Source organism: Serratia grimesii (genome assembly GCF_900186025.1).
GTDB classification, from domain to species: domain Bacteria; phylum Pseudomonadota; class Gammaproteobacteria; order Enterobacterales; family Enterobacteriaceae; genus Serratia; species Serratia grimesii.
In genome coordinates this window covers 1,178,043-1,201,050 of the sequence record NZ_LT883155.1, presented here as the reverse complement: position 1 = coordinate 1,201,050, position 23,008 = coordinate 1,178,043, and the positions used below count along the sequence as shown (strand labels likewise).

Sequence of the window (23,008 nt, the reverse complement as noted above, 5' to 3'; positions counted from 1 at the left end):
TCGACAAACATGATGAGGAGGACATGACAACCGGACCTTAACGTAAAAAATACAGACAATTCAAAACGAGATTAATGGCCACTCGTCCGACAATAATATCCAGAGATATCTATCAGCATAGCGCAAACCTATGCCAATCAGCATTAACGCAAAAAACCATAAAATTAAAATGGGTATTATTTACTGTTTCGCTGCTCTGCTGCCCAATATTTTCCAGCAAGTCGTCCAGAAGCGCAATTCATAAAAAAAGCCCGCACAGTGCGGGCTCGCTTGAAGAGCAGCTAATCGACAGTTACGGCACAGCCATTGCATGTCTGTGCTATTGCTCATTGTATCGCCAGAAGCTTAAGCACACCTTAGCAACAAAAAACCCGGTCTAGGAACCGGGAATATTTGTACGAAATGCAGTGTTAGCCCAAGCAGGCTAATAACATGCACCACTTTACGCTTCAATTGTGTAGAGAAAATGAGCAAGGCATGCGTATAAAAAAGCACAGTACGAGGGCAATAACCCCCTTTCGTTGACGAAAGGGGGAGTAACCATTACGCCAGTTTGGCGGCAAAGCCTGCAACACGCTGACCGTATAAGCTGGCAGTTTCCAAATCACCAGACAGCATTTCATCCACACTGGCATCGGCCGGTGTTTGCACCAATAGCCCTACTGACCCACCCAGATTGTTTACATCGGTGCGCTGTGCCGATTTGGTATTAGCCGGCATCAACCCCAGACTGACCCACAGGCCACCGTGCTGCGAAGCCAACGTTTGCAGCGCGATCAGCGTCACCTGCTTATCACCGTTCAGGCTGGCACTGTTAGTAAACCCACCGAAAACCTTGTCCTGCCATTTGCGACTAAACCAAGCCTTTGAACTGGCATCCGCAAATTTCTTGAATTGCCAGGATGGACCGCCCATGTAGGTCGGTGAACCAAAGATGATGGCATCCGCTTCATCCAGTTTCTGCCAGGCTTCTTCGCTGATATTGCCTTCCTGATCGATAGCGATCAGTTCCGCCTCTGCCCCTTGAGCGACAACTTTTGCCAAACGCTCGGTGTGGCCGTAGCCGGAATGAAAAACAACCACTGTCTTCGCCATAATGGACTCCAGATCATTGTATTAGAGCGCCGACGGCACTCGAGGATAATGTGATCCAATCTAATCAACTGGCTCTGGAGTGAATACCAAATTTATCTGACAGAGTTATTCAAAAAAACCGGACGCTGCTCATGCCCCCACAACCTTCGAGCCTTGCTGCCGGGCGAAATCAATAAAGGCACGAAGTGGACGGGGCATTTGTCTGTTGGCGGGATAATAAAGGTAAAATCCAGGAAATGGCGGCGTCCAGGCCGTCAATAGCGGTAACAACCGGCCATCACGTACAGCTTCTGCTGCCTGACTCTCAAATAAATAGGCAATTCCCAACCCGTCAGCTGCCGCACGCACCAGAACCTGCGGATCATCCACAATTAACGGGCCTTCTACTGCAATATCCAATGTTTCTCCGTCACGCTCAAACTCCCAGCGATAAAGGTTGCCGTTGGTTGGCCAGCGGGTATTCAGGCAGCGATGCTGGCGTAACGCATAGGGGGTTTGTGGCGTTCCATAGCGTGCCAGATAAGTGGGCGATGCGACCACGCACATCCGCTGTTTCTCCCCGAGAGCAACTGCCACCATATCTTTTGGCAGCCGCTCGTGCAGACGTACACCTGCGTCAAAACCGGCAGCCACAATGTCTACCAGCCGATCCTCAACGCTCAGATCCACAATGATGTCAGGATAATGTGCATTAAACGGGGCCAGCAACGGAGCCAGATAATGGATAGCCGCCAGACTGGACGCATTGAGCCGTAGCGTGCCCGCGGGTTGCAATCGCAATGCCGCAGTTTGCGTAACAGCCGACTCAATCTCGGCCATGGCCGGCTGCAGCCGGGCCAAGAGCAGCGCCCCCGCCTGCGTCAGTGCCACACTGCGAGTAGTACGGTTCAACAGGCGCACACCCAACCGAGCTTCCAGATTACGCTGCGTTTGACTAAGTGCTGAAGCAGACATACCCAATTGCGCTGCCGCGCGAGCAAAACTGCCATATTCAACAATGGCCGCAAACGCGCGCAGTTCTGCGAAGTCACTCCCCCTCATTATGCTCTCCACGCTTAATAATTCATGAAGATTATAGCGTATTCAATACACTTCCAGCGGAGCCTATCCTTGAAGAAAACCACAGAGGAAACGCCCATGCAGACATCACTTGCCCTGAACCATTACCGCCTTTTGGGCCGTTCTGGCCTTCGCGTCTCGCCACTGGCACTTGGCACCATGACCTTCGGTACCGATTGGGGCTGGGGCGCAGAACAGGCAGAAGCTCGCCGGCTATTCGATGCGTATATCGACTACGGCGGTAATTTTATTGATACCGCCAACCGCTATACCGAGGGCAGCGCCGAGCGCTTTATTGGGGCGTTCTCTACCGGCCGTCGCGATCGCTTAGTGATCGCCACCAAATACACACTGCCAATGCAGCCTGACAACCCAAACTCGGGGGGCAACCACCGTAAAAGCATGGTTTGCTCCGTGGAGGAAAGCCTGCGGCGTCTGAACACCGATTATATTGATCTGCTGTATCTGCACGCGTGGGACTCCACCACGCCCGTTGAAGAGATCATGCGTGCCATGGACGATTTGGTACGCGCTGGCAAGGTGTTGTATCTGGCCGTTTCGGATCTCCCCGCCTGGCAAGCTGCCAGAATGCAGACACTGGCCGATTTGCGCGGCTGGTCGCCGTTGATTGGCTTACAGATCGAATACAGCCTGTTGGAACGAACCGTAGAGCGCGAACTGATCCCCATGGCACAGGAACTGGGCCTTGGGGTTATCCCATGGTCGCCGCTGTCCGGGGGCATATTAAGCGGTAAATACAGTCGGCAAGACTTACAGCCGCAGGGGGAAGAGAACGGCACCCGGCGCGCAATGGTACGCAACAAAGGCATGCTAACCGAGCGCAATATTTCAATTGCCGACACCGTGCAGTCATTGGCCGACGAGTCCGGTTTCAGTCCTTCGCAAGTGGCCCTGGCCTGGACGCTGCGCAACCCGGCTGTGACAGCGCCGATCATCGGAGCACGCACGCTGCCACAATTGGAAGATAACCTGGGAGCGCTGGACGTCAAACTAACGGAAGATCAGTGGCAACGTCTGGAAACAGCCAGTGCCATTGAGCTGGGTTTCCCTCATGATTTTCTGGCGTTGCAGGCCTCGCGCGACATTATGTTTGGAGAGTTAGTCATTTCCCGCAGATAAAAAAAAATCCCGCTCAAGGCGGGATAAACTTAACAGGGATGGGTACTACACTACAGGGAATGGATAACACACAACATCATCGGGTAGCTGTTAAACTACCAGCCTTAATGTATAGAACTGTCATCCCTGCGTAAGGTTGATCCGGCAGATGTAACGTCGGATGGAAATGTGACACTTTTGCTTCTGCGCCCTCTGTTCATGGCCGCAAAATTCCCCCATCGCGCTCACAAAAATGATTAATAAACAATCAATGAAGGGCTATTGATAACGCTGAATGGTAGAGTGAGGTTCCCTACATCGACCCGGTGAAAGATATGTCTATCTTTGAAGCCCTTAAGATGTTCAGCGACACCTCAGTAAAAATGACCTGTCCCAAGTGCGCTCACGTTTCTGAACAAAATAGCCGAAAGGTGCGAAAAAACATCACCATAATTTGCCCTAAATGCGGTCACTACTTCCTTCCTGACGAAAAGTGATGTCCCCACCCCTTGCCTTTATTGGGCAACAGGTAGAACAGGTCACTTATTTATACGTTGTAATTGAATCTGATCGGCAAATTTTGCCTGTTCGGCTAATTCAATAAATTGGGCAGGAACATAGAACCCTTCTGGGGATTTAAGACGTTGCATATCATGGCCTTTATGAATTTGCAGTTCACCTATTAATTTCATTTCAGCGCCCGCGACCTTTACCGGCATCGTTAAACGTACAGGTGTGATCTTTTCGAAAGGTACGGGTGTAGGCAGGCGATTTTCACTGAGATCATAGTTGCGATTAAGCACGAGGAATTTGTCTGGCACCCGGCGTTTGCTATTCCACCAGTCACCGTCAACCTCACGAAACTTTCTTTCTGTTGCCTGTTTGCTAACTGCGCCAAGCTGAATAAGTGCCTTAAGCAGGGCCTTTTCCATAGCGGTGTTGTAGTGCTCCACCGTATCGCCATGCCCCTGTAAAAGTACGTTAATCGCGAGCCTTGCGCCTAATAAATTGGAGTAAAGATCTTCAGGCGAGAATGCAGAAATCTCTTCTGAGAACCCCGGTACAGACTGGAAGCCATACCACTGGGCGATTTCATGCCACTGAGCCAGTTGGAACGCTAAATGTCCAGCAAGCCAGGCTGCCAATGTATAGCGCTTCACACTAGACGCTGGCGGTACAAAGGAATAGAGCTGAACCCGCCTTAACCCCAGTTCTTCACTATAAAAAATACGTTGCCGCTGCCCCAGTGACGGATAAATGCGGGTAAAGAGGTAAAAGGTGTTATCCGCAGTGTCCCGCACATGGGCGATATCAATAAACCCTCCACGATGGGTATAGATCAGCCCATTTTTTTCCTCGCTCAATCCAACGATATTTTTCACCGCCTCAAGCGCACTATCGTTGTAATGGTGTTTTCCCAGTGTACTGAGAGTGAGTACATTGCCGATCTGGTAGACAGGGATCGGCACCCCTACGGCACGAACCTGAAGATCATAGCCAAATGCACAGCACGGTCGCAGTGATTCAGGCGCAACAAGATGTTGTGCCACAGGCCAAACCCGTTTAGCCTGCCCAACGGGTAAGATTTCCGCTTTGCCGGGCATGCTGTAATACCCAGAGACCACAAACAGCAAAGTGAGAAGAAGCCCACGCATTAAAAAGCCTCCGCGATTTGAAAATAAAACCCGGCACTCTCTTTTCCAAAACCCAGATCGAGACGGATATTCATATTCGGTTTGACTTCAAAACGGTAGCCTGCCCCCACTGTTGGCAAGAGCGGATGTTGAGATAAATTCTGCGGGCTGTCTCCCAATGCACCGGCCCCCACCCACAACACATAACCGTGCCGCCAACTAAGCTGCTTACGGTATTCCACCTGTGTGCTGACCACGTCTTTATCGCGATAACGGCCCTGGTAATACCCGCGTAAACGTCTGTCATCGCCCGCCTCAGAAAGCCGGTCCCAGGGAACGTCACCTTGTGTAAAACGCCCCCACACATCGAACGCAAGAACATCAGCGTCGTTAAGTGCAAGATAGTAATTATATTGCAGCTGTAGCGCGGTAAACCGGGTATCCGAGCCTAACTCAGGGTCAAAAAGGCTGTATTCTGCGCTGAAAAACTGCCCCTTCCGTGGGCGAGTAATCACGTCTCGCGAATCGTAGTTTAACGCCATCGTAGCCCCTGAACTTACCGAAGAGGTCGGCACGTCATAACGCGAAAAAAGATCACCCGCATGCGGTTGATCTACTGACGCGTGCAAGGACGAAACATCCCAACCAACCCCGGCATACAGATTACCCACCACCCTGTACAGAACCTGAGGGTGGAGACGAAATGAATCCTCGGTGTATTTCTGCTCGCTACCCTGTGCAGCGTCATAGCCTATTCCCCAAAATTTAGTGGGGACTTTCGCCACCGATCCTTCAACAAAAAGCCGCCATTGATCATCGTGAAAAAACGTATAGTTTGTCAGCCCCAGACCCAACGCACCGCTGGTGGTGATAAGCCCGGTAAGTGATATGGAAGAGTTCTGCGTTTTTTTATCGGTAGGATCAACACGGTAAATCCCTGCCACGGCGATACCCAGCCCCAGTTTGAGCTCCGGTGTATAAAATGGGCCTGGGAGGATGCTCCAGTTAATACCTCGCGCAGGATCGTATTGATTATCCGCGCCAAGTTTGCCCAAAAAGGTATCAATGGATTCACGCGACACGCTCTCAGCGTTCGCCTGCATCATTATCATACTCAGCAAGATACCGATCGAGATACTGGGCTTATTCATCAGAATCTGTATTCACCCGCCAGGAAGAAACTGTTGCGATCGTTAAAACCTATTTCGGTCAGCACATTAAAGTTTTGCGTGATTTCATATTGCGCCCCAACCAACATATTCCATGGGGAAGTCAGGTGCTGCTTCACATCAAAACGTCCTGAATCATCCCGATTGACCGCCGCTATCAGCGGTTGAAGCTCTGGGGGCATATGCAAATCCGAAAGCTTTCCTTTGAACTCCTGCTGAACATCCTGGTACATGGCACCAAGCCAAATGCTTAAATGAGATGGCCCAGAAATACCCTGTAAATTAAAGCGATAGCCCACGCGTGGCGAAATGGTTGTGGCCGATATCTTGCCATCGAGAATATCAAAATCGGTTTGGGTGTAGTTGGTATCCACCAATGTAAACCAATTGCCGTAACCCCCTGCGAGTGTAAAACCAGCGCCGTAGGTGGTACCTTTAAAGTCGAGTGTGAAATCGATATTTTGCAAATCACCGGTAGTATTGAGGCGATGGACCGCCGCAGCGATCACACGATCCAGCCCGGTATAAAGTGAAGGATCTGCATCCACTGAAACGTTAGAAACAGACGATCCCTTGGTGTATCCCACCAGCCCATAAATATTCAGGAAGGGGAAAACCCACATATCGAGGCGAAGGTTTTCGCTTTTGCTGCGCTCGCGCGTATGCGCCACATCGATGTTAAACAAATCAGAGGGAATAGGATGCGCGCCGAGGTTTAACCCGGAAAAGGTAATGCTATCGACATCCACATTCTGCCGTATATTCATATAGCTGAGGTTTGCACCAAACGGCAATGGTATTGAGTAGCCGCGTGCTCGGGCCTCATCTCCCCATATGGGGAACGTACTGTCACTTTGCGTTGTTTCAGTGGTGGCCCCAAACGCGCTTCCCGATAAAAACAGCAACGGCAGCGCGACCCGCCAGGCACAAAAATTAACACTATCCGACTCTCTACGCCTTAGCATCATCATCAAGCTCCCTCAGTTATACAGGGTGTTTAAGGCCAGGTTTCGGGCGGTCTACAACCCGGAACCCACATTGAAATAAACGGCCTGCTCATTGTCACTAAAAGCGACATCAATGCCGGTATGAAGCCCGAATTTGCGGGCGATCAGATAACGGAAGCCACTCCCCCACGCTACCTGTGTTTTTTCAAAAAGATCGCCCCGCTCCCGACTTGCACTCCCCGTACCCACGAATCCTTGCAGGATCCAACGTGGGGCAACCTGCCACTCGACTTGTGTCTGTACGGTGCCAACATAATCCCCCTGAAAGCGATAACGGGAGATCCCGCGTAAATCGATATAAGGACGAGCCATCGGCGGTAGATGGTTATCGGCGTTTGAAAGCGACTGATAATTTCCGGCAACAACAAGTGTTAAAGATGTGTTCAGCGGGTAAAAATACTGCCCATCGACAGTCAGCAAGTCATAGCGATAATCACCGCCTAAAAAATGGGTGTAAAACTGGTATTCGGCAGTGAGTGACACCCCATTTTGCGGATAGAAAAAGTTATCTGTGGTGTCGTACTCCACCACCAGCCCCGTGCCTGATGTCGAGCTAGACTCACCCAATACACGCTGTAGAGCATGGTTGATTAGCGGCTGATCCGCTGAAATGTCCATATTGGCGTAAAACTGCGACGCCCCGAGAAATAAAGGACTGTCCTCCACTCTGAACAGCAGCTTTTGTGTCCCGCCATAACCCTTTGTGCGAGTGTTAACCCCCTTACCATCGCCAAAACCCTCTACATCGCCGGTATAAATATTCAGGTTGATATCTGCGTAGCCCAGCGCGACAAGATAACGAATGTGATCATCATTCCAGGTATGACGGTGTCCTCCGCCTACGAACCAGGTGCCGTTTTGCGTTGTACCACCGCCGAATAATGTCATGGCTGGGGGAATAAAATGTCCTTCAGGTGAAGGACGATGGGCGGCGGAATCATGTAAAAAAAGACCGAATAAACCGGCACCGTAACCCACTGCTGGTTCAGTAATCACCGTAGGAACGGGTAAAAATCCGTAGCGGTTATCGCTCAGATAATCGCCCATATCCAGCATGCCATCGTCAGCATCAATAAACCCGGTAGCACCGGTATTGAACGGTTGCATCACCACTATGCTTATTGCACACAGCCAGATGTGTACCTTGTTCATGCCTGCTTATCCGGAGAGACCGCTGGGGCTGCAAACCAGTTTTCACTGGCTACCATGACGGCATTCTCCGGTTGGTTTACAAAATTCGGTGACATGATTTGTACGTTGAATTCGTTAAACACGTCCTGAATGTGGCTATGCAGTCGACTCTTCGCCCCTGCCAACGACTCCCCCGGCAATAACCTGACCTGAAGTTCATAGGCGATGTACCAATCCATCAAACTCAATTGACGTACCAGCGGAGGAGACTGATGATCAACACCTTCGGTGCGACTTGCTGCCAGCTCCAGCATGGCATGAACCTGGCGCCAGGGGGTGTCGTAGCCGATAGTGATGCTGGTCGTCAGATTCACACCACCACCAGGGTTCTGCGCGCTGAGGTTGGTGATTTTTCCGCTGACGACCACGGCATTAGGGACGGTCACAATATAGTTTTCACGTGTGATTATTTTAGTCGCTAACATACCGACTTCACTCACCTGCCCTTCATTGTCGGCGATACGAATCACATCGCCTTTTCGCAGCGCACGGGAGTAAATCAAGACCAACCCACTCATCGCGTGATTCATTACACCTGCCGAGCCTAAGGTCAGCATCAGCCCAAAGAAAATACTGATCCCTTTAAAAGCCAGTGAGTTAGCACCAGGTAAAAAAGGATAAGCTGCCGACAAAGCAAACAACCAGACCATGACCGAAATCAGCTTACGCGTCGCTCCTACGGTTTCCCTGTGTAATCCGGGAATCTCCAGTTGTCCGTTTTCAACCCGTTTTAAAAGTACCTTCAATAACTTAAGGATAAAGGCAGTGATGAGGAAAATAATTAGAACAATCGCGAGCCCTGGAAATGCTGAGATAACTGACAGCGAGATTTTCTGTAAAACATCCACCGACCAGTTACCCAATGATTCCCCCCAAATGCGGGTCCAAGGAAATTGGCGAAACAGCCAGCTTAACCAGAAGTAAAAAGCGGTAATCCCCAACAGAAACATTAATAACGCGTAAAACCTAACTTCGAATGCCCCGAGAAATTCTCGCCAGCTATACGGTATCCATCCACGCTTAAGCAGCACTTTCTCCGCGTAATATTTTTTGACCCGTTGCCAGGATTTGAATGCGACGTAGTACAGCGAGCCAAGTAAGAATGTTGCTGCCACGGCTTTCAGCGTCGCAATGGCCAGATAGCTCGACGCGTATTGGTCCTTGAGAGATGAACGTTGGGCATCAAACCGCGCCAACACGCGTTCCGTGGCTTGGTCGAGTGTAAGATCATCGCCCTCGTCCAGATCACCCTGGGCCAGCAGCATCAGTGGTTTGTCGTTGATGGTCAACAAGCGCCCTTGCTGCCCATATCGCTGAACAGCTATCACTTTAATGGGGTGTTTTATATCCTCTTCCGTTAACGAGCGCAGCGTATTGCGAATACGCAGCACCCGCTCCTCCGGCGTGGTCAGGCCAAATTTCGCCTGTAGCATAACAATGGGCTGGTGAAAAATATAAACAGTGCGGGCTTGTTCTTGAACAGAGGCTAACTGTCGCGGTTCTGCGGCAGCCAATTGAAATGATGAAAATAAAGATGCCCATGTCAGAAGCCATATCAGAGACCTAATCATAAGCATCACCCGAAATTTAGGAATTTTATTTTATTATTCAAGCGCACGCATAAAACGGGCTTGGAAATACTTCCGTTTTGAGCATAGACCAGCCTTAGGCATATTCAAGGTGGGTGTGGACGAAAATAGAGGACAAATGATGAATGGCTGTTGGGGATCTCATTTTTACGTGATAGCCCACTTTAATTGACGGGGTCAAGGGGGGAATCCCCCCCTTTCTTATTTTACGGGGCGAACAACGAACAACCGTGACTCGAACCCACCACTTTTAAACGTATTGGTATTAACCCAACCTGGTTGAGAGCGGCCAAAGTCCTGATTGAAATCACCACCGCTGACCAACCAAACTCGTCGATGGGTCGCAGAAAGAGACTTGAGATTATCGACGTAGGTTTGTGCCGCCCGATCATGGAAAAAGGTACCAAACCCGTAGGCATTGGGCTTACCGGAAATGCCATTAGGTTTCGGCGGTGTATACAACAGAGCACGATACGTTTTCTTGTTGTAATACACATAGCTCAAGTAATTAAACATATTACTCACAACCACGACATCATCAGGCTGATAATGGCTGTTGATATAATGCACCATCCCCTTAAATTCATCTTTATCTGATGAGTAATCATGACGCAACCCACTGCCAAACAGCAGGCTAAAAAATAGCAACAACGAGATTCCACGAACCTTGCTTTTACTTTCTGCAATCATGACCGCCAAAATAATCGGAATACCTAGTGCCGCAAAAAATAAATAGCGGTCAACAAACAGCGGCGTCCGCCAGGAAATCGTAAAGACCAAAATAACGGGGATAAATACGCCACAGAACACCAACAGCTTAAACTTGCTTGCCACTCCGCGTTGCAACATCAGCAGGCAAGATAACCCGATAAAAAGCGCCGGCAATAACCAGAAAATACCCCAGAAATAGTTTCGGCCATCGTCTCCGATGAAAAAACGCCAAAACATGGCGGGCAGATCACTCAATAATACGTTTGGGATCCAACCTACGTCCCCACCAACTCTCAGCTCGGCAATATGCGCCAACAAATTGAACAGCACTAACAACCACGGGATATAGGCCAACCCTATCGTCAGATTGGTCAACCACCACACCGGTTGTTTGAGATAATTCACCGGCTCGTCACGCCGGAACGACAATACCAGCAAGACGGTCCAATGGCTGAATAAGGCAAAAATGGTGAAGTAGTGAGTATAAAAGCTCAGCGTCATCAGCAGCGCATAGACGAATAAATAGCGGCGGTTGTCCGGTGTTTTCAGCCACATTACCAACGCCATGGTAGCTGCAATCGTCAACATCCCCATCAGTGCATACATCCGTGCTTCCTGGCTGTAGCGCACCGCCATCGGCATGATTGCCACTAACCAGCCGGCCAGCAGCGCTGCCCGTTTGCCGGCAACCCAGCGGGTCAGTTTGATCGTCAACGCGACCGTAATGACGCCAAACACCAAACTGAGCGAACGGACCGCCAAGATGCTGTCACCAAACAGGGCCATCCAAGCGTGCAGTAACAAATAATAAAGCGGAGGATGAACGTCAAAAGAAGCGTGGTACAACAATGCAGCCACGTCATAGCGACTGGTCAGAACGCTGGATGCCTCGTCACACCAAAAATATTTGTCGGTTAAAGAAATAAACCGAATTACGGCTGCGAATATCACGATCAGATACGCATAATATCTATAGCCGATGCCCTTCACCCTATTGCTCGTCATGGGAGTATTTGATATTTGTTGCAGTGACATAGCCGCATTCCGCCGGGTTGTTCCACACTATGTGGAGACGCGGTGTCATCATTGCCGAGAACAGGTAAATGGCGACTCAATCATCGCGAAAAAGTCCGTGAATTTTTGCCGGAAAAACCACATTCTTTGACACTCCGCCCATGAACTCCGTGTTCCCCCCACAGATACCCGGTCCAAGACAGAACATACTCACGCATTTTCCTGCCAGCAGCCGTCCCAAAAGCCGTACCACGCTAAACTAAAGAGGCTTGAACACAACATGCTGACAGACAGCCATAAACGCTATTAAAGGGAGTGCCCTCATGCACAGAGAACGACACAGCATAGAGAAGATAGGTTGGCTCAGAGCCGCAGTCCTTGGTGCTAATGATGGGATCGTGTCTACTGCAAGTTTGCTGCTGGGGGTAGCATCGGCCAACGTCACTCACCAAAGTATTTTGCTAACCGGCATTGCCGGTTTGGTCGCGGGAGCGATGTCGATGGCGACCGGCGAATATGTCTCCGTATCCTCTCAGGCCGATACAGAAAAAGCGGCGCTAGCGGAAGAACAAGCAGAGCTGGATGCTGACTACCCAGGTGAACACCGGGAGTTAACAGCAATTTATGTCCATCGAGGCCTGGACGTTACGCTGGCAAAACAAGTGGCTGAAAAACTGATGCGCCATGACGCTTTAGCAGCACATGCGCGTGAAGAGTTAGGCATCTCAGAAATCACCACTGCCCGCCCCTTACAGGCGGCGTTGGCCTCTGCTGCGAGTTTCTCGACGGGGGCCATCTTGCCTTTACTGGTCGCCATGATTGTCACGGGCGCGTGGGCGATCCCAGCCATTGCTCTTTCTGCATTGATATCTCTGGCCATTCTGGGTGGTGTTGCCGCTAAAGCAGGGGGTGCCCCGATACGTCCCGGTATGGTTCGCATTACGTTCTGGAGCGCCCTGGCGATGGCGATGTCATCGGGCGTTGGTGCGCTTTTTGGTTCGATGGCCGGTTGAGGTCGGCGCCCCTGTGAGCCCCTATTCTGGTTATAAAATAATGACGCACACTACCGGTAATGCATTCAAAATAATTCCCCAGGTAATACTGGAACGTAAAATAGTCTCGGCTGCTATTGCAGGCGCTATTTTATCCGTTAGTCCTTCAGTCTTTAAATAATCAGACAAACGTCCGAGGTTGCCATTAAATTCCTTCATCAGTGACTTTAACGCCTTTGGCAACAATACCACCAGCGAAGGAATTTCAACGGGTTTAAACCCACGCAAGAACTCGACCAATTCGCCGTAGCGAAGACCACTAAAGATATTCTTCAGTAGAGAGTGACCCAACTTCGGGGCCAGCTGGCGTTGAATATCCGCTTCAAGCAAACACCAAAATGCCCTTGCTGCGTGACCTTTTCCCATCTCGTTCAAGGTTGCTAGAATATCCTTTACGGTTAACTCATGAGTGGTCTGCCGTATTGCATTTTGGTTAGCCAACCATACCGGACCACAGCATTTTCCGACGTAGGGTGGGTAACCAAGGATATCCTTAACTAATTCAAAGTTATTGCTCAACAACGCCCCCAACTCTTGGCGGCTTGCTGTTTCCATTCTGGCTTTAAATACCATGACACTCTCGGCTCAGTCCCTGTAGGTGCGCAGAACCATATCAATACAACCGTATTGAAAAAAGGCACTTTGCCATTATTTACAAAGCTGCATCGTGCTCCATCAGGGCATCTACTAACACCGGATCATCATCATGTCATTTGGATATAAAAACTTGGCATGCCAGGCAAAGCTCAGTCGCTAATTTTCAGATACGCGCATCCGGCCCCTAACCATCTAACCGAGCAGGCACGAAAAATTGACGCCATATTAGGCGTGAGCGACGCAAATACGACACAAGAGGGAAATCAAGCAGGATTGAGAATTGCGTAAGCAGTTGAATCGAAATGGTACGCCCTACAGGGCTCGAACCTGTGACCTACGGCTTAGAAGGCCGTTGCTCTATCCAACTGAGCTAAGGGCGCATTGGGATGCGGCAACCTAGGTTGCGGAGTGGGATTATACGGTCAGGGGTTACTGAGTCAATGCCTTTTCATGACGTTACGGCGGCAGCTGTACTTTATGGCGAATTTTCAGCCATTGCGGTCACCGCGAATTCACTTAACGCCATCATTTACCTTGGTTTACGCTCAACGGCAGATTGCCGTTACGTTGAGCCAGCCCAGAATCGCTCGGTTCAGGAATACGCTCCGATTGCTGCTGCCCGGCAGGGCGTTGCAGGCAAATGCGCGCCGAGCGTACCATCGCATTGATATTTCCCCAATCAGCATGCTCTGTGGTCAACAGGTTGCAAGCTGCGACTAACTGCTGATTTAAGACGGTGCTGACTGGCGCAGCATTTAACGAAGCCTGGCCTATTGGTATCCATGCCAGCAGCATAAGGCCAATCCCCCCGGTGTTTCTCATACATACAGCTTCCGGCACAGCGCACTCAGCCGTGCTTTCCAGGAAGGTAATGCTTTATGTGTACCGAGTTGGTGCAACGCAATCAGCTGTGCCACATCAGCGGGATGCATCGACGAATCAAACACCGTTTCCCCCACATGCTTGGGCAGATCAGCGGGGTTATCAATCTGGTGATGCAATGGGTGTAGCCGGGTAATGATCATCATGATTGTTGCTCCGTTTGCGCCTACGGCTGACGCGAATACCGCAGTGTGAATAGCAACAGCCTACGCAGTGAGCAGTAAAAAAGGCGTAGAGGATCATTCTGTTGGTATAAAAAAAGCGTAAATCACACCCGACAAACGCAGCCGATCACGATTCAACGCCTGACAGCGCGCTCCGCTTCTGACAAAATAGCCCCATTCCCCGCTTTTCTTAATTGATGGATTTCCTCACTGATGTCAGCAAAGATTATTGATGGTAAAACGATTGCGCAGCAGGTTAGAAACGAAGTGGCTGAGCAAGTTAAACAACGTCTGGCTGCCGGTAAACGTGCTCCGGGCCTGGCGGTAGTGCTGGTTGGCGAAAACCCAGCCTCACAAATTTACGTCGCCAGCAAGCGTCGTGCCTGTGATGAAGTGGGCTTTATCTCCCGCTCCTACGATCTTCCTGCCACCACCAGTGAGGCCGAATTGCTGTCGCTGATCGATCGGCTGAATGCCGACGGCGAGATCGACGGCATTTTAGTGCAGCTGCCGCTGCCCGCAGGTATCGATAACGTCAAAGTGCTGGAACGCATACATCCGGATAAAGACGTCGACGGTTTCCATCCGTACAACGTCGGTCGCCTGTGCCAGCGTTCGCCTAAGCTGCGTCCATGTACACCACGCGGTATCGTCACTTTGCTAGAACGCTATAACATCGATACCTACGGTCTGAATGCCGTGGTGGTTGGCGCATCCAACATTGTTGGTCGCCCAATGAGCATGGAGTTGTTGTTGGCTGGTTGCACGACGACGGTGACCCACCGCTTTACCAAAAATCTGCGCCACCACGTTGAAAATGCCGATCTGCTGATAGTTGCGGTCGGGAAACCGGGCTTTATTCCAGGCGACTGGATTAAACCGGGTGCCATCGTCGTTGATGTCGGCATTAACCGTCTGGAAAGTGGTAAAGTGGTCGGCGACGTAGAATTCGATGCCGCCAGTGAGCGAGCCGCTTACATTACTCCGGTTCCGGGTGGCGTTGGCCCAATGACCGTTGCTACACTGATCCAAAATACCTTGCAGGCCTGCGAGGTTTATCACGACGTTCAACCTAAATAAGTAAGGCAGTATGGAAACTTTTAATCTGGAAAATCACCCGCACGTCGAACTGTGCGATCTGCTCAAGTTCCAGGGCTGGTGTGAAAGCGGCGGCGCCGCCAAAGAAGTCATCGCCGATGGGCAGGTGAAAGTGAACGGTAAAGTTGAAACGCGTAAGCGCTGCAAAATCGTTGCCGATCAGGTCGTGGAGTTTAACGGCGGCAAGGTTGTTGTTAAGCCGTAAACCGTGCTCCATAGAAAAAGGCGCTGAATGTTAATTCAGCGCCTTTTTTGTTTGTCGGTGGTCTATACCCGAAATAATTGGAATTGCATCACGGCAGCCAGAGCATTCATCCCCAGGAGCTTACTCAAGTAAGTGACTGGGGTGGATACTCGCAGCTAACACAGATGCAGCTTCAAGTATGAGGGTATGTGGATTACTTACGGCGCCAGGTGGTCCCCTGCGGGCCATCTTCCAGCACAATGTTCATCTCGTTCAAGCGATCACGCGCAGCGTCCGCTAGCGCCCAATCTTTGGCTTTACGGGCGTCGTTACGCTGTTTGATCAAGGCTTCGATCTCTGTCACTTCAGCATCGTCAGCTTGTGCGCCACTCTGCAGGAACAATTCAGGTTCTTGCTGCAACAGGCCCAGCACCTTCGCCAGCTTGCGTAATTCCGCTGCCAACCCATTTGCTGCATTCAGGTCTTCAGCCTTCAGACGGTTAACCTCACGCGCCAAATCAAACAGGGCTGAGTAGGCTTCCGGCGTATTGAAATCGTCGTCCATGGCTTCGCGGAAACGGGTTTCAAAGACTTCACCGCCGGCCGGTTGAGCGTTGGCATCGGTACCGCGCAGCGCGGTGTACAAACGTTCCAGTGCGGTACGCGCCTGTTTCAGGTTCTCTTCGCTGTAGTTCAGTTGGCTGCGATAGTGGCCAGACATCAGGAAGTAACGCACGGTTTCAGCGTCGTAGTAACCCAACACGTCGCGGATGGTGAAGAAATTATCCAATGACTTGGACATTTTCTCTTTGTCGATCATCACCATACCGGAGTGCATCCAGTAGTTCACGTACGGGCCGTCATGCGCACAGCTTGACTGAGCAATCTCGTTCTCGTGGTGCGGGAACATCAGATCGGAACCACCACCGTGGATATCAAAATGGGTGCCCAGCTGCTTGCCGTTCATGGCAGAACATTCAATGTGCCAGCCCGGACGCCCTGCACCCCACGGAGATTCCCAGCTCGGTTCGCCCGGCTTGGACATCTTCCACAGCACGAAATCCATCGGGTTGCGTTTTACGTCATCGATCTCTACCCGCGCACCGGCCTGCAGTTGATCCAGATCCTGGCGTGACAACAGGCCGTATTGTGGATCGCTGTCAATAGAGAACATCACGTCGCCATTACTGGCTACGTATGCGTGATCACGGTCGATCAGACGCTGTGTGATCTCAATAATCTCAGCAATATGCTGTGTAGCTCGTGGCTCGATGTCCGGACGCTCGATCAACAAGGAATCAAAGTCGGCGTGCATCTCCGCCAACATGCGCGTGGTCAGTTGATCACAGCTTTCGCCATTCTCTGTCGCGCGGCGGATAATTTTATCATCAACGTCGGTGACGTTACGCACGTAGTTCAGCGAATAGCCGAGATAACGCAAATAACGCGCCACAACGTCGAAAGCAACAAAGGTACGCCCATGGCCGATATGACACAGGTCATAGATGGTTACCCCGCACACGTACATGCCAACTTTACCGGCATGAATGGGTTTAAATTCCTCTTTTTGACGACTCAGGGTATTAAAAATCTTTAGCATCGGGACATTCCGTGGTGTGCGTGATAACAAAAATGGTAATTAGGCGATTCACCCAGCAGTGTATTGAAACCCGAAGCCTGAGCTAATGCAAGGTTAAGGCCGCGCTTTGCTGAGCTCAATGGTGGAAAACAGTGATAAATCAGCGATCGCCACTAACGTTATAATATAACAAAATCACTTTTACCACAGACTGTGCGCGGTTTAGCCGCTGCTGACTCATTAAAGGAGATATGTTATAACGGCGGTCTGATTGTTCACTCGCTTTACGTGACATCTCACTTCATCTTGTTAGGACTAAAACTATGGTTACTTTCCACACTAATCACGGCGACATCGTTATCAACACCTTTGCTGACAAAGCGCCGGTTACCGTTGAAAACTTCCTGAACTACTGCCGTGAAGGTTTCTACGATAACACCATTTTCCACCGTGTTATCAATGGCTTTATGGTTCAGGGCGGCGGTTTCGAGCCTGGCATGAACCAGAAAGACACCAAGGCTACCATCAAGAACGAAGCCAACAACGGTCTGAAAAACACCATCGGTACCCTGGCAATGGCGCGTACCAACGATCCACACTCCGCGACCGCACAGTTCTTCATCAACGTAGCTGACAACGACTTCCTGAACTTCCGCGGCGAAAACGCGCAAGGCTGGGGCTACTGCGTATTTGCTGAAGTGGTTGAAGGCATGGACGTGGTCAACAAGATCAAAGCCGTGAAAACTGGCCGCAGCGGCATGCACCAGGACGTACCGGTAGAAGACGTGATCATCACTAGCGTTACCGTCAGCGAGTAATCGCGGCTGCATGAACACGCTGTTCATCGCAGATCTGCATTTAAGCGCACAGGAACCGGCAATCACTGCCGGTTTTCTGCGTTTTTTGCAGCAAGATGCCATCCACGCCGACGCCCTGTACATTCTTGGCGACCTGTTCGAAGCCTGGATCGGTGATGACGATCCCGAGCCGCTGCACGGTGAGATCGCCACTGCGTTAAAGACGCTGCAACAGGCTGGTGTGCCCTGCTATTTTATCCACGGTAATCGTGATTTTCTGGTTGGCAAACGCTTTGCCCGCGCCAGTGGTATGCAACTGCTGCCAGAAGAGAAGGTGCTGGACCTGTATGGTCGAAAAATCCTGATCCTGCATGGCGACACACTGTGTACCGACGATCAGGCCTATCAACAGTTCCGCCGTAAAGTGCACAATCCGCTGATCCAAAAGCTGTTTCTGGCAATGCCGCTGCGTTGGCGACTTAAGATCGCAGCCAAAATGCGTGCTCGTAGCCAGCAGAGCAACCAATACAAGTCTGAATCCATTATGGACGTCAACCCTCAAGCGGTTGAGCAGGCGATGGTGCGTCACAACGTTCACTGGATGATCCACGGCCACACACACCGTCCAGCCGTGCATGAACTAACGTTGAGCAACGGTAAAGGCCACCGCGCAGTACTGGGTGCCTGGCACGTTGAAGGCTCAATGATCAAAGTCAGCGCTGACGCTGTCGAATTGATCCAATTCCCCTTCTAAGTTCCTGACATATTGCGCGAGTAAAAAATTCGCGCTTTTGACGGTGAAAACCGTCGACGCAACCGTTTTCCTTGCCGTGCGCTCATGGTATGCTCTACGCCCTCATTCGGCCTCCCGCCGCAGGCAACCGGCCGTCGTTTGTACAATTACAGGAGCCTTACACCCATGGGAGCCAACGCCGCTTCAGCCACCCACGCTGGGGTTAAAATCGCAATTGTAATGGGATCGAAAAGTGACTGGGCCACCATGCAGTTTGCGGCCGAAGTCCTGACCTCACTCGATGTCCCGTTCCATGTCGAAGTCGTTTCCGCTCATCGTACGCCAGATAAGCTGTTCAGCTTCGCCGAACAGGCAAGTGCTAATGGCTTTGACGTGATCATCGCCGGTGCAGGCGGTGCTGCGCATCTGCCGGGCATGCTGGCCGCGAAAACACTGGTTCCGGTGCTGGGTGTGCCGGTCCAAAGCGCCGCACTGAGTGGTGTAGATAGCCTGTACTCCATCGTACAAATGCCACGTGGCATTCCCGTTGGCACGCTGGCAATCGGCAAAGCCGGTGCCGCCAATGCCGCCCTGCTGGCAGCACAAATTCTGGCGTTACACGACACCCTGCTGGCACAACGTCTGGCAGACTGGCGTCAAGCGCAGACCGACGACGTACTGAACAATCCGGATCCGCGGGAGGAAGCATGAAGCCGGTTTGCGTACTGGGCAACGGCCAGTTAGGTCGCATGCTGCGTCAAGCAGGCGAACCGCTGGGTATCGCCGTGTATCCGGTTGGCATCGACGCCGAGCCGGAAGCCGTGCCTTATCAGAACAGTGTGATCACAGCTGAGATCGAGCGCTGGCCGGAAACGGCACTGACGCGCGAACTGGCAACCCATAACAGCTTCGTCAACCGTGATATTTTCCCACGCCTGGCGGACCGCCTGACGCAGAAACAGTTGCTCGATCAACTGGGCCTGGACACAGCGCCGTGGCAACTGCTGGCTGACGCCGACGAATGGCCACAGGTGTTTGCTACCCTAGGCGAACTGGCAATCGTCAAACGCCGTGTTGGCGGATACGACGGCCGTGGCCAATGGCGCTTACGCCCAGGCCAGGAGGCCGAGTTACCGGCAGACGCCTACGGTGAATGTATCGTCGAACAAGGGATTAACTTCTCCGGTGAGGTGTCATTGGTTGGTGCGCGTGGGCACGACGGCAAGTCGGTGTTCTATCCGCTGACCCATAACCTGCATGAAGAGGGTATTCTACGCACCAGCGTCGCCTTACCGCAGCCTAACCCGGCCTTGCAGCAACAAGCCGAACAGATGCTGACAGCCATCCTTGATGAGCTGAACTACATCGGTGTGATGGCAATGGAATGCTTTATCGTTGGCGATCGCCTGTTGATTAATGAGCTGGCACCCCGGGTACACAACAGCGGCCATTGGACGCAGAACGGCGCGTCCATCAGCCAGTTCGAACTGCATTTACGTGCCATTCTCGCTCTGCCGCTACCGAAGCCCGTTGTGAGCACGCCATCAGTGATGGTCAACCTGATCGGTACCGCGGTAAATCAGCAATGGTTAGCACTGCCATTGGTGCATCTGCACTGGTACGAAAAAGAGGTGCGTGAAGGTCGTAAGGTCGGGCACCTGAATCTGAACGACCCTGACGCCGCTGCGCTTCTGCAAACCTTGCAGGCACTGGCTCCGCTGCTGCCGACCGAATACCAAAGCGGTCTGGCCTGGGCGCAGCAAAAACTGGCTTAAACGTTTATCCGTGCCAAAAACAAAGGGTTCAACTCATAGAGCTGAACCCTTTTTTATTGCCGATGAAAAGCTAGCGGCGATAGCCCTGCGGATTTTTGCTTTGCCAATTCCAGGTATCACGCATCATCACATCCAACCCGCGCTGAACTTGCCAACCCAGTTCTTTTTTCGCTAACCCCGCATCGGCCCAGAAGGCAGGCAAGTCGCCCGCACGACGCGGTAAAATCTGATAAGGAATGGTAACGCCCGAGGCTTTTTCAAACGCCTTCACCATTTCCAGCACCGAATAACCTACCCCGGAGCCCAGATTATAGGCTTTGAAACCAGCTATCTGCGGTAAGTGATCCATCGCTGCCAAGTGGCCCTGCGCCACATCCATCACATGAATGTAGTCACGCACGCCCGTACCATCTTTAGTGGGATAGTCGCCGCCAAACACACTCAACGTTTCCCGTTGACCAATGGCCACCTGGGCAATGTAAGGCAGCAGGTTATTAGGGATGCCGCTAGGGTCTTCGCCAATCAAACCGGACTCATGCGCGCCCACCGGGTTAAAGTAGCGGAGTGCAATGATAGAGAATGCCGGTTCGGCCTTGGCAAAATCCTGCAGGATATGCTCTACCATCCACTTGGACGTACCGTAAGGACTGGTGGTGCCGCCGATCGGCATATCTTCCCGGTAAGGGACCGGGGCGTGCTCACCGTATACTGTGGCAGAGGAGCTGAAGATAAACTGATGGACACCCGCTTGCCGCATCGCTTCCAGTAACACCAGCGTGCCTGCCACGTTGTTTTGATAATATTCCAGGGGCTTTTGGGTGGACTCCCCCACCGCCTTCAGGCCGGCAAAGTGGATCACCGAGACAACGTTGTTTTCCTCAAAGATACGCTTCAGGCAACCGGCATCCTGCACATCTCCCTGATAGAACACTGCGGCTTTACCTGTCAGCTGTTCCACGCGGCGTAAAGACTCTTCAGATGCATTGATCAAATTGTCCAACACCACCACATCTTCACCACGTTCCAACAAGCTCAGTACGGTGTGTGAACCAATGTACCCGGCGCCGCCGGTAACCAGAATCGTCATAATTTTCCCTTAATCAGTGTCTGGCGCAAAACCCGCCACATGGCGGGTCGCATGTATGACTTAACGTGAGCCAATTTTACGTAACGGTTTGCCAGCCATCAGGTTGCGCTCAATATGCTCCAGAGAGATATTCTTCGTTTCCGGGATTAGCGCCAGCGTGATGAAAATAAACACGACATTGAGCGTCGCATAAACCCAGAAGGTGTGAGCACTGCCCAGTGAATTCAGCATAGTCAGGAACGTCGCTCCTACGATCATGTTGGCAATCCAGTTGGTTGCAGTGGAACAGGTGATACCAAAATCGCGGCCCTTCAACGGCTGGATCTCTGAACACAGTACCCAAATCAGTGGACCGGCACTCATGGCGAACCCGACAATAAACATCAACAGCATAATAATGGCGAAGTATTGTTCTGTCGGCGAATTCATCCCCACATTCATCATCGTCCCCAGAGCCCCCATGCCGACAGCCATGACGATAAAGCCCAGCGTCAGCGTCGGTTTGCGCCCCCAGCGATCAACCAAACCAATGGCGATAAAGGTGGCTAAGACGTTAACCAACCCAACAATAACCGTGCCCCACATCTGCTGCGCAGTACTGGCAAAGCCCGCCAGACCAAAAATCTTCGGCGCGTAATACATGATGACGTTCATCCCGGTGAACTGTTGCATCACCTGTAGCAGCACGCCGAGGAAAACGGCACGTCGGAAATTCTTATTGTCCTTAAACAGCGTCCAACCACTTTGCTTCAGCTTAAGGCTCTCACGAATTTCGTTCAGTTCGTTCTGTGCCTGAGCACTACTGTCACGCAGTTTTTCCAAAACCTGACGCGCTTGTTCATGACGATTACGTGAAGCCAACCAGCGTGGGCTATCCGGCAGGAAAAACACCCCAATCAGCAGCAATACGGCAGGAATAGTGATCACCCCCAGCATCCAGCGCCAGGCACCGGTATAACTGAACGCGGTATCCGACAGGTAAGCGGCCAGGATCCCGATGGTGATCATCAATTGATACATAGAAATCATACTGCCACGAATTTTTTCCGGCGCGATTTCAGACAGATAAATGGGTGCAGTGTAGGATGCGACACCTACCGCCAACCCAAGAAGAACGCGGGAGATCAGCAGTATTTCCACATTTGGCGCCGCCGCAGAGCACAACGAGCCGAGAACAAACAGAACTGCACCAATCATCAGGCTGTATTTACGCCCGATGCGAAAGTTCATCCAACCGCTGCCAACAGCGCCGACCGCGGCGCCAAACATCATGGAGCTAACCACCCACTCCTGCTGAGAACTCGTGATATGGAACGAATCCGTAATAAATGGCAGAGCACCCGCAATGACGCCGATATCCAGACCAAACAGAAGCCCAGCCAGCGCAGCCAAAAAACAGACGAAAAAAGTCATACCTGCATTGTTTTGGCTTTTTTCCGTCGCCGCAACCTTGACGGTAGTACTCATACAGC

General features: G+C 51.5%; 23 protein-coding genes, 1 tRNA gene and 1 pseudogene. 10 read left to right on the top strand and 15 right to left on the bottom strand.

Annotated elements, in window-relative coordinates; translation table 11 throughout:
* Window positions 1-543 precede the first annotated feature (543 nt).
* Window positions 544-1,095 (bottom strand): flavodoxin family protein, encoded by a 552-nt coding sequence (locus tag SGBXF1_RS05550; RefSeq protein WP_037417940.1) that lies wholly within the window; start codon window positions 1,093-1,095, stop codon window positions 544-546.
* Between the two features lie 129 nt (window positions 1,096-1,224).
* Window positions 1,225-2,136: a LysR family transcriptional regulator gene (locus SGBXF1_RS05545; RefSeq protein WP_186427956.1), complete on the bottom strand. Its 912-nt coding sequence runs from the start codon at window positions 2,134-2,136 to the stop codon at window positions 1,225-1,227.
* 96 nt (window positions 2,137-2,232) lie between these two features.
* Here SGBXF1_RS05545 and SGBXF1_RS05540 point away from each other — a divergent pair, with 96 nt between their 5' ends.
* Both SGBXF1_RS05540 and SGBXF1_RS23780 read left to right on the top strand, forming a co-directional pair.
* Entirely contained in the window at window positions 2,233-3,294 is a 1,062-nt protein-coding gene (locus tag SGBXF1_RS05540; RefSeq protein ID WP_186427955.1) for an aldo/keto reductase, read from the top strand.
* A gap of 314 nt (window positions 3,295-3,608) precedes the next feature.
* The gene (locus tag SGBXF1_RS23780) at window positions 3,609-3,770 is read left to right on the top strand and encodes a YnfU family zinc-binding protein (protein ID WP_218000716.1); all 162 of its coding nucleotides are present in this window, start codon (window positions 3,609-3,611) and stop codon (window positions 3,768-3,770) included.
* 42 nt (window positions 3,771-3,812) lie between these two features.
* On the opposite strand, the gene SGBXF1_RS05535 is transcribed toward SGBXF1_RS23780, so the two are convergent.
* The 6 genes from SGBXF1_RS05535 to SGBXF1_RS05510 all read right to left on the bottom strand — a co-directional run bounded on the left by SGBXF1_RS05535 (window position 3,813) and on the right by SGBXF1_RS05510 (window position 11,609).
* Window positions 3,813-4,928: a DUF4056 domain-containing protein gene (locus SGBXF1_RS05535; RefSeq protein ID WP_186427954.1), complete on the bottom strand. Its 1,116-nt coding sequence runs from the start codon at window positions 4,926-4,928 to the stop codon at window positions 3,813-3,815.
* Window positions 4,928-6,013, bottom strand: a complete 1,086-nt coding sequence (locus tag SGBXF1_RS05530) for a BamA/TamA family outer membrane protein (protein ID WP_227021799.1) — start codon at window positions 6,011-6,013, stop codon at window positions 4,928-4,930. Before SGBXF1_RS05530 ends, SGBXF1_RS05535 begins: the two co-directional genes overlap by 1 nt.
* Before the next feature lie 44 nt (window positions 6,014-6,057).
* Window positions 6,058-7,044: a hypothetical protein gene (locus SGBXF1_RS05525; protein ID WP_420329900.1), complete on the bottom strand. Its 987-nt coding sequence runs from the start codon at window positions 7,042-7,044 to the stop codon at window positions 6,058-6,060.
* A 51-nt stretch (window positions 7,045-7,095) separates the two neighbouring features.
* On the bottom strand, window positions 7,096-8,190 hold the full coding sequence (locus SGBXF1_RS05520) for a BamA/TamA family outer membrane protein (RefSeq protein ID WP_238321037.1): 1,095 nt from the start codon (window positions 8,188-8,190) through the stop codon (window positions 7,096-7,098).
* Between the two features lie 41 nt (window positions 8,191-8,231).
* The gene (locus tag SGBXF1_RS05515; protein ID WP_420329899.1) at window positions 8,232-9,851 is read right to left on the bottom strand and encodes a mechanosensitive ion channel family protein; all 1,620 of its coding nucleotides are present in this window, start codon (window positions 9,849-9,851) and stop codon (window positions 8,232-8,234) included.
* A gap of 213 nt (window positions 9,852-10,064) precedes the next feature.
* A complete protein-coding gene (locus SGBXF1_RS05510; RefSeq protein ID WP_186427951.1) occupies window positions 10,065-11,609 on the bottom strand; it encodes a glycosyltransferase family 39 protein in 1,545 nt (514 codons plus the stop codon).
* Between the two features lie 302 nt (window positions 11,610-11,911).
* On the opposite strand from SGBXF1_RS05510, the gene SGBXF1_RS05505 reads away from it, so the two are divergent.
* Window positions 11,912-12,601, top strand: a complete 690-nt coding sequence (locus SGBXF1_RS05505) for a VIT1/CCC1 transporter family protein (RefSeq protein ID WP_037417926.1) — start codon at window positions 11,912-11,914, stop codon at window positions 12,599-12,601.
* Between the two features lie 30 nt (window positions 12,602-12,631).
* On the opposite strand, the gene SGBXF1_RS05500 is transcribed toward SGBXF1_RS05505, so the two are convergent.
* Window positions 12,632-13,213: a hypothetical protein gene (locus SGBXF1_RS05500; protein WP_186427950.1), complete on the bottom strand. Its 582-nt coding sequence runs from the start codon at window positions 13,211-13,213 to the stop codon at window positions 12,632-12,634.
* Between the two features lie 180 nt (window positions 13,214-13,393).
* Between SGBXF1_RS05500 and SGBXF1_RS23775 the strand changes: the two are divergent.
* Window positions 13,394-13,525, top strand: a pseudogene (locus SGBXF1_RS23775) (integrase); the annotation flags it as partial.
* Window positions 13,526-13,540: 15 nt separating this feature from the next.
* Here the strand turns inward: SGBXF1_RS23775 and SGBXF1_RS05495 are convergent.
* The 3 genes from SGBXF1_RS05495 to SGBXF1_RS05485 form a co-directional block, all read right to left on the bottom strand.
* A tRNA-Arg gene (locus SGBXF1_RS05495) sits at window positions 13,541-13,617 on the bottom strand.
* A 145-nt stretch (window positions 13,618-13,762) separates the two neighbouring features.
* Window positions 13,763-14,059, bottom strand: a complete 297-nt coding sequence (locus SGBXF1_RS05490; RefSeq protein ID WP_130379535.1) for a hypothetical protein — start codon at window positions 14,057-14,059, stop codon at window positions 13,763-13,765.
* Window positions 14,056-14,265 (bottom strand): hypothetical protein, encoded by a 210-nt coding sequence (locus SGBXF1_RS05485; RefSeq protein WP_037417919.1) that lies wholly within the window; start codon window positions 14,263-14,265, stop codon window positions 14,056-14,058. Before SGBXF1_RS05485 ends, SGBXF1_RS05490 begins: the two co-directional genes overlap by 4 nt.
* 231 nt (window positions 14,266-14,496) lie before the next feature.
* Here SGBXF1_RS05485 and folD point away from each other — a divergent pair, with 231 nt between their 5' ends.
* Window positions 14,497-15,363 (top strand): bifunctional methylenetetrahydrofolate dehydrogenase/methenyltetrahydrofolate cyclohydrolase FolD, encoded by an 867-nt coding sequence (gene folD, locus SGBXF1_RS05480; protein WP_037417918.1) that lies wholly within the window; start codon window positions 14,497-14,499, stop codon window positions 15,361-15,363.
* Between the two features lie 10 nt (window positions 15,364-15,373).
* On the top strand, window positions 15,374-15,586 hold the full coding sequence (gene ybcJ, locus SGBXF1_RS05475; RefSeq protein WP_037417915.1) for a ribosome-associated protein YbcJ: 213 nt from the start codon (window positions 15,374-15,376) through the stop codon (window positions 15,584-15,586).
* 193 nt (window positions 15,587-15,779) lie between these two features.
* Here the strand turns inward: ybcJ and cysS are convergent, their stop codons facing one another.
* A complete protein-coding gene (gene cysS, locus SGBXF1_RS05470) occupies window positions 15,780-17,165 on the bottom strand; it encodes a cysteine--tRNA ligase (RefSeq protein ID WP_061806829.1) in 1,386 nt (461 codons plus the stop codon).
* A 302-nt stretch (window positions 17,166-17,467) separates the two neighbouring features.
* Here cysS and ppiB point away from each other — a divergent pair, with 302 nt between their 5' ends.
* From ppiB to purK, 4 genes are all read left to right on the top strand, one after another.
* Entirely contained in the window at window positions 17,468-17,962 is a 495-nt protein-coding gene (gene ppiB / locus SGBXF1_RS05465; protein ID WP_037417904.1) for a peptidylprolyl isomerase B, read from the top strand.
* A 10-nt stretch (window positions 17,963-17,972) separates the two neighbouring features.
* Window positions 17,973-18,695 (top strand): UDP-2,3-diacylglucosamine diphosphatase, encoded by a 723-nt coding sequence (locus SGBXF1_RS05460; RefSeq protein ID WP_037417901.1) that lies wholly within the window; start codon window positions 17,973-17,975, stop codon window positions 18,693-18,695.
* Between the two features lie 165 nt (window positions 18,696-18,860).
* Complete coding sequence (gene purE / locus SGBXF1_RS05455; RefSeq protein WP_037417898.1) at window positions 18,861-19,385, top strand: 5-(carboxyamino)imidazole ribonucleotide mutase; 525 nt, start codon at window positions 18,861-18,863, stop codon at window positions 19,383-19,385.
* Window positions 19,382-20,449, top strand: a complete 1,068-nt coding sequence (gene purK, locus SGBXF1_RS05450) for a 5-(carboxyamino)imidazole ribonucleotide synthase (protein ID WP_186427949.1) — start codon at window positions 19,382-19,384, stop codon at window positions 20,447-20,449. Before purE ends, purK begins: the two co-directional genes overlap by 4 nt.
* A gap of 70 nt (window positions 20,450-20,519) precedes the next feature.
* Here the strand turns inward: purK and galE are convergent, their stop codons facing one another.
* Both galE and SGBXF1_RS05440 read right to left on the bottom strand, forming a co-directional pair.
* A complete protein-coding gene (gene galE, locus SGBXF1_RS05445) occupies window positions 20,520-21,536 on the bottom strand; it encodes a UDP-glucose 4-epimerase GalE (RefSeq protein ID WP_186427948.1) in 1,017 nt (338 codons plus the stop codon).
* A 60-nt stretch (window positions 21,537-21,596) separates the two neighbouring features.
* Entirely contained in the window at window positions 21,597-23,003 is a 1,407-nt protein-coding gene (locus tag SGBXF1_RS05440) for a sugar porter family MFS transporter (protein WP_186427947.1), read from the bottom strand.
* Between the last annotated feature and the right edge of the window lie 5 nt (window positions 23,004-23,008).